The following is a 10465-nucleotide window of genomic DNA, read 5'->3' as shown; positions in this document are numbered from 1 at the left end:
ACAAGGGAGCTCCATTGACCCACATCGATGCACGATCAATGGGCAAGGTGGCGGTGCTGCTGGGTGGCCGCTCGGCCGAGCGCGAGGTCTCGCTGATGTCGGGCCAGGGCGTGCTGGCCGCGCTGAAGGCCAAAGGCGTCGATGCGCACGCTTTCGACCCCGCCGAGCGCGAACTGGGTGAGCTGAAGCGGGAAGGCTTTGGCCGCTGCTTCATTGCGCTGCACGGGCGCTATGGCGAAGACGGCACGGTGCAAGGCGCACTCGAGCTCATGGGCATCCCTTACACCGGTCCGGGCGTGATGGCCTCGGCGGTGGCGATGGACAAGCTCATGACCAAGCGCATCTGGATCGCCGAGGGCTTGTCGACACCGGCTTGGCAGCAGGTGCACAGCGTCGAGGAAACCCGCGCCGCGTTCGATGCGCTGGGCACACCCATGATCGTCAAGCCGGTGCGCGAGGGCTCGACCATTGGCCTCACCAAGGTGCTAAGCCGAGATCAGTGCGAGGCCGCCTACACGCTGGCGGCGCAGCAAGACCCGATGGTGATGTGTGAACAGTTCATCGCTGGCGACGAGGTGACCTGCCCAGTTCTGGGCACTGGTGAGGCGGCGCAAGCGCTGCCGGTGATCCGGATCGTGGCGCCCGATGGCAACTACGACTACCAGAACAAGTACTTCACCGACGATACGCAGTACCTCGTGCCCTGCGGCCTACCGGCAGGCGAAGAGGCGCGCATCCAGGCGCTTGTTCTGCAGGCCTACCGCACGCTGGACGGCCGTGGCTGGTCGCGCGCCGACGTGATGATCGATGCCACGACGCGCACGCCCTACCTGCTGGAGATCAACACCTCGCCCGGCATGACCAGCCATTCGCTCGTGCCCATGTCGGCGCGCGCTGCCGGCCTGTCATACGAAGACCTGTGTCTGACCCTGCTGGCCAGCGCTGCGCTGGACAACCCGGCTCCCGCAAGCACCTGAGACCGACCATGCCAGCCGCCGATCTGCCCCTGGACGTCAAGCTCATGACCGCCGCCACGCGCGCGCTGGCTGCGCTGTTCGCGTTCATGTGCCTCGGCGCATTCAGCCTGTGGGCAGTGCGCCACCCGGTGTGGTCGGTCAAGGGTATCTCGGTGCACGGCGATGTGGTGCATCAGAACGCGGTGACGTTTCGTGCTCAGCTCGCCACCCAGATGAAGACCAGCCTGTCCGGTAGTTTTCTCACGGTGGACCTGCAACAGGTGCGTCGCCTGTTTGAAACCGTACCCTGGGTACGGCAGGCGGTGGTGCAGCGCGAGTTTCCTAACCGCCTGCGCGTCACGCTGCAGGAGCACCAGGCGGTGGCCTGGTGGGGCGAGTCTGGCTCCGGCCAGCTCGTCAACGATGCTGGCGAGGTGTTTGAGGCGAACCCAGAAGACCTTGACGGCCTGCCCGAGCTCGCAGGACCGCGCGACCAGTCGGCCACAGTATGGGCGCTGTATCAGGCCTTGCTCACCGACCTGGCGCGACTTGACCTGGGGCTTGACCGCCTAGAGCTCAATGAGCGCGGCAGCTGGCGCGCCACGCTGGACAGCGGCGCCAAGGTGGAGCTCGGCCGCGGCTCGCCGGAAGATTTGCAGGCCCGGGTGCGGCGCTTCACCGCCACCCTCAGCCAGCTCACCCAGCGCTACCCCGGCGCGCTGGAGTCGGTTGATTTGCGATACCCCAACGGTTACGCGCTGCGCGTACACGGCGTGACCACGGTCTCCGACAGCGACGCCAAGCCCCAACCCAACACGAGATAACCCACGGATCATCATGGCCAAGGAATACAAGGACCTCGTCGTCGGACTCGACATCGGCACCGCCAAGATCATGGTGGTGGTAGCCGAGGTGCTGCCCAGTGGCCAGCTCAAGCTCGCCGGTCTGGGCGTGTCGGCCAGTCATGGACTCAAGCGCGGCGTGGTGGTCAACATCGACGCCACCGTGCAAAGCATCCAGGCGGCGCTCAAGGAAGCGGAGCTGATGGCCGACTGCCGAATTGCCCGTGTTTACACCGGTATCACTGGCAGCCACATTCGCGGTATCAACTCCAGCGGCATGGTGGCGATCAAGGACCGCGAAGTGACGGCTGCCGATGTGGCGCGCGTGATCGAGACCGCCAAAGCGATCAACATATCAACCGACCAACGCCTGCTGCTGGTCGAGCCACAAGAGTTCGTGATCGATGGCCAGGAGGTGCGCGAACCCATCGGCATGAGCGGCATCCGCCTAGAGGCCAAGATCCATATCGTGACCGGCGCGCAGAGTGCGGCGGAAAACATCATCAAATGCGTACGCCGCTGTGGCCTGGAAGTGGATCAGCTTATGCTCAATCCGCTGGCGTCCAGCCAGGCGGTGCTGACCGAGGACGAAAAAGAGCTGGGCGTGGCGCTGGTGGACATTGGAGCTGGCACCACCGATGTGGCTATCTTCGCCGGCGGTGCGATCCGCCACACCGCAGTGATTCCGATCGCCGGCGACCTCATCACCAGCGATATCGCCATGGCGCTGCGCACCCCGACCAAGGACGCTGAAGACATCAAGGTGGAGAGCGGTTGCGCCAAGCAGCTGCTGGCCGACCCGGACACCCAGGTCGAGGTGCCTGGTCTGGGCGACCGCGCACCGCGCATGCTCAGCCGCCAGGCGCTCGCCGGCGTGATCGAGCCCCGCGTGGAGGAAATCTTTGCGCTGGTTCAGCAAGTGGTGCGGGACTCGGGCCATGAAGAGGTGCTGTCCTCGGGCATCGTGCTCACTGGCGGCAGTGCGGTTATGCACGGCATGGTCGAACTTGGAGAAGACATCTTCCTGAAGCCAGTGCGCCGTGGCATGCCGAGCTACGCCAGCGCGCTCTCGGACATGGTGGCGCAGACCCGTGCGGCCACCGTCATGGGCCTGCTCGAAGAAGCGCGGCTGGCGCGGGTGCGCGGGCACAAGGTGGCACAGAAGGCGGGGTCCATGCATGGCGCATTGGATCGGGTGAAGAACTGGTTTGTGGGTACGTTCTAAATGAAGTACCCCCGCGCCGCTTCGCGTCACGCCCTGCAGGTGGCGGTACCTGTGGGCTGGCAAAGCCAGTTCCTCGGTGCCTCTGGACTAGATCCAGGCACGCGTTTTGGTTCGCCGCTTCGACCCCTGCATCGACGACGACGATGGCGATGCTCGGAGCACACCGGACCGCCTGGCTGAGGCAGACACAGCAAATATGTTTTGGATTTGAGTTCTGGTTTTTGACGAATCAACGCCTCGCGGCAGCGGGCACAACAGGAGAGAAAAAATGGGCATCGAAATGATTGAAGTGGAAGAGTTCAACCTGGGCACCCAGATCAAGGTGATCGGTGTGGGCGGCGGTGGTGGCAACGCGGTGGACCACATGATTTCGCGCACCGTGCAGGGCGTCGAATTCATTTGTGCCAACACCGATGCACAGGCCCTGGCTCGCAGCTCTGCACACAAGACCATCCAGCTCGGCGCTACCGGCCTGGGCGCTGGCAGCAAGCCCGAGAAGGGTCGAGACGCGGCCGAGCAGGCGATCGATGACATCCGCGCGGCCATCGACGGTGCGCACATGCTGTTCATCACCGCCGGCATGGGCGGTGGCACCGGCACCGGCGCCGCACCCGTGATCGCTCGCGTGGCCAAGGAAATGGGCATTCTCACCGTTGGAGTGGTTACCAAGCCGTTCGACTGGGAAGGCGGCCGCCGCATGACCAACGCCGACAACGGCCTGGCCGAGCTAGAGGCCAACGTCGACTCGCTGATCGTGGTGCTCAATGAGAAGCTGCTGGAAGTGCTGGGCGACGACGTGACGCAGGACGAGGCGTTCGCCCATGCCAACGACGTGCTTAAGAACGCTGTCGGCGGCATCGCGGAAATCATCAACGAATACGGTAACGTCAACGTCGACTTCGAAGATGTGCGCACTGTCATGGGAGAACCCGGCAAGGCCATGATGGGCACGGCCGTTGCCGCTGGCCCGGATCGCGCGCGCATCGCGGCCGAGCAGGCGGTGGCCTGCCCGCTGCTCGAAGGTATCGACCTCTCCGGCGCCAAGGGCGTGCTGGTGCTGGTGACCGCAGCCAAGGGCTCGCTCAAGCTGTCGGAGTCCAAGCTGGCGATGAACACCATTCGCGCCTACGCCTCGCCCGAAGCGCATGTGATCTATGGCGCCGCCTACGACGACAGCCTGGTCGACGAGATGCGCGTCACGGTGGTGGCCACCGGCCTGTCGCGCCAGGGTGCGCGCCGCACGGCGCCTCCATTGCAGGTGCTGCGCACCGGCACCGATAACGTGCCGTTCAATGCGCCGCCCACCCTCAGCTCGGTGGTGGCAGGTCCAGGTGGTACTGCGGGTTCTGCGCAGCCTGACTACAACGCGATGTCCACCCCCAGCGTGTGGCGCACCAATCGCACCCAGGCCGCAGCCAAAGTGGATGCGCTGTCGTCGGGCGGGATGGACGATTTTGAGATCCCGGCTTTCCTTCGCAAACAAGCCGATTGATCGACGCAAAGCTGTCGCGCCCTCCGATCTGACGCCTGCAGTGCTCGCCGTACGTGTGTGCGGCTCCGCGCTTCAGCGCCACCTCGGAGCGCTTGCGACGATTTTTGCCCAACCAATCGCGTTGGCGGAGCGCGCGGGCAATTGCCAGGATAGTTTTCTTTGTCAGCGCAATAGCGCCTGCAAAACTAAAATTAACGAATGCTCGCTCAGCGCACTCTCAAATCCCTGACCAAGGCGGTGGGCGTCGGCCTGCACAGCGGTCAGCGCGTGGAATTGACGCTGCGGCCTGCGGCGCCGGACACGGGCATCGTGTTCCGGCGGGTTGATCTGCCGGAGCCGGTGGAGATCGCGGTCAGCGCCGAATCGGTGACCGACACCCGCCTAGCTTCGACGATCTCCAATGGCGGCGTGAAGGTTCACACCATCGAACATCTGATGAGTGCCTGCGCCGGGCTGGGCCTGGATAACCTGATGGTGGACATCACCGCCGAAGAGGTGCCTATCCTCGACGGTTCGTCAGCGTCATTTGTCTATCTGCTCCAGAGCGCCGGGATCGTGATGCAGAAAGCGCCGAAGCGCTTCATCCGGGTGATCCAGTCGGTCGAGGTGCGCGACGGTGAGGGGGCCAGCCTGAAGTGGGCGCGGCTTGACCCGTTCCATGGCTACAAGCTGGCGTTCGAGATCGAGTTCGATCACCCGGCGGTCAACGCTACCGGCCAGCGGGTGGAGTTCGATTTTGGCAGTGGCACCTATGCGCGGGAAATCGCGCGTGCCCGCACCTTCGGTTTCACCAAGGACGTGGAGATGATGCGTTCCCATGGCCTGGCCATGGGCGGCGGGCTGGACAACGCCATCGTGATGGACGACGTGAAGGTGCTCAACGCCGACGGCCTGCGCTATCAGGACGAGTTCGTGAAACACAAGATCCTTGATGCGATGGGCGATCTCTACATTGTGGGCAAGCCGCTGCTCGCGGCTTACAGCGCGTTTCGCAGCGGCCACGCCATGAACAACCTGCTGCTTCGCGCTTTGCTGGCCCAGCCCGATGCCTATGAGGTAGTGACTTTCGATCAGGACGAGCAAGCGCCGCAGGGATTTACCCAGCTCGCGCCCGCCTGGTAAACACATCGCATGTTGCTCTTTCGTTTCGCCATATTTTTCCTGCTGCTCGCAGCCGGTGTGTGCTTCGCGCTGTACATCGGCACCAGCAAGCCGCATTACAAGCGCTGGGGGTTGATGATCCTCAAATGGACGGTGATCGCCGCGCTAGGATTTTTTGGTGTGCTGATCCTGGAGCGATTGCTTTAGGCGCCTGAAGCTCACGCTGCACGGCCTGGGCGCGCAGAGCACGTCCAGCTCGTTTACCCAACGCGCGGGTGTCTTGGCCGCGCTGGCCATGTGCCATGCCTCACCGCCTGTCGACCCGAAATGCCGCATGTCTGGCCGTCCCGCGGTTTCGCCGGTTGGTTGATGGCTGGCCGCCCGGACCCCCTGACAATGCGCCAAACCCGTTGGCTTTCGTCGCGGGCCGCGGTGCCGTTCGGGCACCAAATGCTGTGTTGCCTGGGGAGCCTTTCGCCGTGAACCTGTTTTTGACTTGGGAGCCCGCCTGCGCTGAAGGCGGCAAGCGACTGATGCAAGCTTTGGTGGCGGCCAGTGCCCTGGTGGTGCTCGTGGCCTGTGGTGGGGGTGGTGAGAGCGCCATCAACCTGACACCCGAGGTCGGCCAGCCGGGGCCGGCGCTAGGTTTGCCAGCGGCGCCCGCCACGGTGCCGACGATCACCGGCTTTGCGCCGGCGTCCGTGGCTGCGGGCAGCCAGGTGGTCATAACCGGCACGAACCTCGATCGGGTGACCAGCGTGCGCCTGGGGGGCGTCAACGCACCGAGCATCACAGTGCGCTCGGCCACCCGCATCGACGTGTTGGTGCCCAGCGGAGCGTTGAGCGGGGCCATCGAGGTCTCTGGTGCCAGCGGCGCTGCGCAATCGGGCACGCCGTTGACCATCCTTCAGGTAGTTACCGTGAGCAGGGTTGTGCCGACGTCGGTGGTCACGGGCGGAGAGCTCACCCTGAGCGGCACTCAGCTTGACCGCATCCGGCGGGTGACTCTGGGTGGCGTGACCTTGCCGCCTGTGGGTGTGGCGAATGCCACTAGCCTGCGGGTGGCGGTGCCGGTGGGAGCGTCGTCGGGCAACCTCACCGTGGTGGATGTCAACGATGTGGCCCAGGTGCTGCCACAGGCGATCACGGTATTGACCCCTGTGGTCATCGCCGGTTTTTCGCCCAGCGCGGCCCTGGTGGGTGGGCAGGTGTTCCTCAGCGGTCAGGGCCTGGATCGCGTTAGCACAGTGCTGTTCAGTGGCACCAGTACCGCCGCCACGATCACAGCGCGCAGCGCATCGGCGCTCACCGTGACGGTGCCAGTCGGCGCGGCCACCGGAGCGATCACGCTGCAGTATGGTGTCGGCGAATCCCTGCGTTCGAGCGCTGAATTCACGGTCATTCCCCGCATCGAAGTGGACAGCGCTGCCGTGTTCACGGTGAGCGCTGCAGGCAATCCGGTGACGCTCACCGGTCGCGGTCTGACCGAGGTGAGCGGGGTTCTGGTCGGAGGTAATCCGGTGAACATCAGCGGCCGCAGTGCCATCCAGATCGTCTTCCCTGCGCCCGCTGGCGTGGCCTGCGCCGCGATTGCCCTGACGTCCAGTTCGCAGCCAGGCGTGGCGGCGGGCAACCTGGTCGTTGGCTCGGGTTGTGTGAATCCGGTGCAGATCTCGGGCATTGAGTTCGCCCAAGTGCAGTCGCAAGCCGCCAATGCGAACTACCAGCGCCTAAACCCGGGTCAGGAGACCTGGGTGAGGGCCTATGTGAACGCCCCAACCGCCGGACGGCTTGCGCCGTCGGTGCGCTTGCGCGGCTTGAATGGCACCACCACCCTTGGCACCCTGGACATGACGGGCCCAGCGACCCTGCCGCAAGTACCCACTGGCCAGACACCCTCCGACAGCCAGCGCTATAGCCTGACGCATACGTTCCGGGTGCAGTTGCCGACTGCCTGGGTTGACCCCGGTTTGCGTGTGCGAGTGGAAGTCGACCCAAGCAATGCACTCGGTGCCCAGACCAGCCAGGAGGCCACGCCTGTGGTGGGCTCGGCGACGCGCCTGACGGTGGTGATCGTGCCGCTGGTGTCTGGCTCCAACCAGCCCACGCTGCCCAGCCAGGCTCAGGTGCTCAATGAACTGGCGCGCACCTTGCCGCTGGCGCGCAACGAGATCACCGTGAACTTCCGAGCGCCGTACACGCTCACCAGCGTGACCGACGGTGTGGACACCAATGATGAGTGGAGCAACGCACTGTTTGAGCTGGATCAACTGCGCCGCCGCGAAGCACCAAATGCCCTGTATTACGGCTTGGTGCGGCCTATGGTGAACGCAGGCATCGCGGGCATCGGCTACGTCAATTCCCAGACCTCGCGATCACCCAACCTGTCCAGCCTGGGCTGGGATGCCTCACGCAACAGCTGGAGCCGAACCATGGTGCACGAGTTGGGCCACAATTTCTCGCGTCGGCACACCGCTTGTGGCAACACCGCCTCGCCCGATGCGGCCTATCCTTACGCCAATGGCGCCATGCCGCCTGTGCCCCTGTTCGACAGCAACACGCGCACCATCGTGGCGCCGGGAGCGGGCTCGACCCAGGCCGATGTCATGGGTTACTGCAGTGGCAGCTGGTTCTCTGACTACAACTACAGCTTTGTGCAGGGATTCCTCGAAGCGCAGCGCGGCGCGGGCAACATCGGCTTGTTCGAGAGCGCGGCCGCAGAGATCTCGCTGCTGATGATCAGTGGCAGCATCGAAGGCAACAGCGCGCGCATTGACAAGGTTCTGCCCAGTCGAGGGCAGGTGCCTGCGGTGGAGGAAACTACCCACGAGGTCGAGGTCACCACCACCGATGGGCGCACGGTTCGTGTAGGGGTGATCGCCACCGAAGTGGACCATGCCGATCCGCCCGCGCAGCACTTCACCGGGGTGCTACCCGATCCCGGCCGCATCGCCAAGATCGCGGTGCTGAGCGGTGGTCGCGCCATTGGCGAGCGCAACGCCACGTTGCCCAAGGCCCGCGCGGCTAGCGCCAGTCCGCGCGACAACATGCCCTGGGCCAACCGGAGCGTGACGGGTGCCAGCACCTTGTTCACCTGGAACGCTTCGCTCTATCCACTGGCCACCATCGAGCATGTGTTGCCCAACAGCCAGCGCAGCGTGCTCGCGCTGCAGGCTCGAGGTGGTCAGGCTCAGTTGGGCACCGCTCATCTGCCAGCCGGTGGTGTGTTTGAGATCGGTCTGTCCGATGGCTTGAACGTGCAGACGCTGACGCTGCCGCGCTGAAGCTCAGGGCTGAGGCACCTGTCCCGGGCTCAGTAGTTGCGTCCGTTCTTGTAGGCCGAGTGTGTGCGTGCCTGCAGCGACGACACCCGGTTGATTGCCGCCACCGTGCGACTCACCTGCGCGTGGGTGATGCACAGACCCAGAGCATCGGCAGCGTCCTGACCTGGCAGGCCGGGCAGGCGAAGCAAGCGTTTCACCATTTCCTGCACCTGCGGCTTGGCGGCCTTGCCGTGGCCCACCACCGCCTTCTTCAGCTGCAGGGCAGTGTATTCGGCCACCGACAGGTCGTTGGACACCAGGGCGGTCAGGCAGGCCCCGCGAGCCTGGCCGAGCAGGAGTGTGGCCTGGGGGTTTACGTTGACGAACACGATCTCGCAGGCGGCAACGCCTGGCTGGTAGCGCGCCACCACCTCGTTGATGCCGTCGAACAGGATGCGCAGGCGAGCGGGCAGCAGAGCACCGTTTTTCGGACTGGTCTGGATGGTGCCGCTGGCCACGTAGTGCATGTCGGCGCCTTCAGTGTCGATGACACCAAAGCCGGTGCACTGCAGACCGGGGTCGATGCCCAGAATTCTCATAGGTCGAAGGTCCAGCGCACCGAGTGGAAAAACACCGGTGCAGCGAAGCACAGGGCGTCGACGCGGTCGAGCAGGCCGCTGGCGCCCGTGACCGACCGGCCGGCCGAGCCCCAGTGGGTCACGCCACGATCGCGCTTGATGGCTTTCATCACCAGGTGGCCCAGCGTACCGGCGGCGCAGGCAACCAGCGCCATGCCCAGCGCGGGCAGTGGCTTGAATGGCGTGATGCCCGACATGAGCACGCCCAGCAGCCCACCAGCCAGCAGGCCGTAGGCCCAGCTGCGCCAGTGAAAGCCGTCGCTCACCGCCGGGGCCACCGGGCGCTGCAAGCGGCGCGAGGTCAGGTGCTGCACCAGCATGCAGGTCTGCACCACCAGCACCAGGAAAAACACCAGAAAGGCGGTCTTGCCGTCGAAACCTGGGAAGTCAAGCATAAGCAGGGCGGGGACGTGGCTCATGCCGTACACGCAGACCATGATGCCCCACTGCAACTTGGCGTTGCGCTCCAGAAACCGCTCCGGGTCGTTGCCCAGCGCGCTCACGGCGGGCACCGCCAGGAACACATAGACCGGGATGAACACCGTGAAGAGGTCGAAGTGTTCGGTCCACACCAGCGCGTACTGCAGCGGCAGCACTATGAAAAACGCGAGCACCAGGCTGCGGTGGTCCCCCCGTCGTGTGGGCGACAGGCTGATGAACTCGCGCAGGATCAGGAATGAAATCAGGCCGAACAGCACGATAGCCACGCCATCGCCCGCCGCCCATCCGACCCAGAACACCAGCGCCATCAGCCAGGAGCTGCTCAGCAGGGACTGGTAGTCCTGCAGCTGCTGCGCGCGCGGGCTGGGCTCGGTGGCCGATGTCCGTTGCTCGCGCAAAGACAGCAGCACGCCCACCACGGTGGCAATCGCCAGCAGACCAAACAGACCCACGAACAGCAGGCCAACTTGCTGTTCCGGCGTGAGGCTGCGCAAGAAGGATCTCATC

General features: G+C 64.8%; 9 protein-coding genes. 7 read left to right on the top strand and 2 right to left on the bottom strand.

Annotated features, from left to right (window positions below; all coding sequences use genetic code 11):
* The first annotated feature begins 38 nt into the window (after nt 1–38).
* From GPT34_RS01580 to GPT34_RS01550, 7 genes are all read left to right on the top strand, one after another.
* Nucleotides 39–977: a D-alanine--D-alanine ligase gene (locus GPT34_RS01580; protein ID WP_291009044.1), complete on the top strand. Its 939-nt coding sequence runs from the start codon at nt 39–41 to the stop codon at nt 975–977.
* Between the two features lie 8 nt (nt 978–985).
* Nucleotides 986–1780 carry a cell division protein FtsQ/DivIB gene (locus GPT34_RS01575; protein WP_291008784.1) on the top strand — a complete coding sequence of 265 codons (795 nt, stop codon included), beginning with the start codon at nt 986–988 and terminating at the stop codon, nt 1778–1780.
* Between the two features lie 13 nt (nt 1781–1793).
* Nucleotides 1794–3023, top strand: a complete 1230-nt coding sequence (ftsA, locus tag GPT34_RS01570) for a cell division protein FtsA (protein WP_291008781.1) — start codon at nt 1794–1796, stop codon at nt 3021–3023.
* A gap of 268 nt (nt 3024–3291) precedes the next feature.
* On the top strand, nt 3292–4515 hold the full coding sequence (gene ftsZ, locus GPT34_RS01565; protein ID WP_291008778.1) for a cell division protein FtsZ: 1224 nt from the start codon (nt 3292–3294) through the stop codon (nt 4513–4515).
* Nucleotides 4516–4713: 198 nt separating this feature from the next.
* The gene (gene lpxC / locus GPT34_RS01560; protein ID WP_291008775.1) at nt 4714–5637 is read left to right on the top strand and encodes a UDP-3-O-acyl-N-acetylglucosamine deacetylase; all 924 of its coding nucleotides are present in this window, start codon (nt 4714–4716) and stop codon (nt 5635–5637) included.
* Between the two features lie 9 nt (nt 5638–5646).
* A complete protein-coding gene (locus tag GPT34_RS01555) occupies nt 5647–5823 on the top strand; it encodes a hypothetical protein (RefSeq protein WP_291008772.1) in 177 nt (58 codons plus the stop codon).
* Nucleotides 5824–6095: 272 nt separating this feature from the next.
* Nucleotides 6096–8900, top strand: a complete 2805-nt coding sequence (locus GPT34_RS01550) for an IPT/TIG domain-containing protein (RefSeq protein ID WP_291008769.1) — start codon at nt 6096–6098, stop codon at nt 8898–8900.
* 29 nt (nt 8901–8929) lie between these two features.
* Here GPT34_RS01550 and ruvC read toward each other — a convergent pair whose 3' ends face one another.
* Nucleotides 8930–9478, bottom strand: a complete 549-nt coding sequence (gene ruvC / locus GPT34_RS01545) for a crossover junction endodeoxyribonuclease RuvC (RefSeq protein WP_291008766.1) — start codon at nt 9476–9478, stop codon at nt 8930–8932.
* Nucleotides 9475–10464: a phosphatidate cytidylyltransferase gene (locus tag GPT34_RS01540; protein WP_291008763.1), complete on the bottom strand. Its 990-nt coding sequence runs from the start codon at nt 10462–10464 to the stop codon at nt 9475–9477. The genes ruvC and GPT34_RS01540 overlap by 4 nt, the downstream gene beginning before the upstream one ends.
* Nucleotide 10465 lies beyond the last annotated feature (1 nt).

The sequence above is a fragment of the Hydrogenophaga sp. genome (assembly GCF_011390835.1).
Classification (GTDB): Bacteria; Pseudomonadota; Gammaproteobacteria; order Burkholderiales; family Burkholderiaceae_C; genus Hydrogenophaga.
This window is presented reverse-complemented; position numbering and strand designations above follow the sequence as displayed.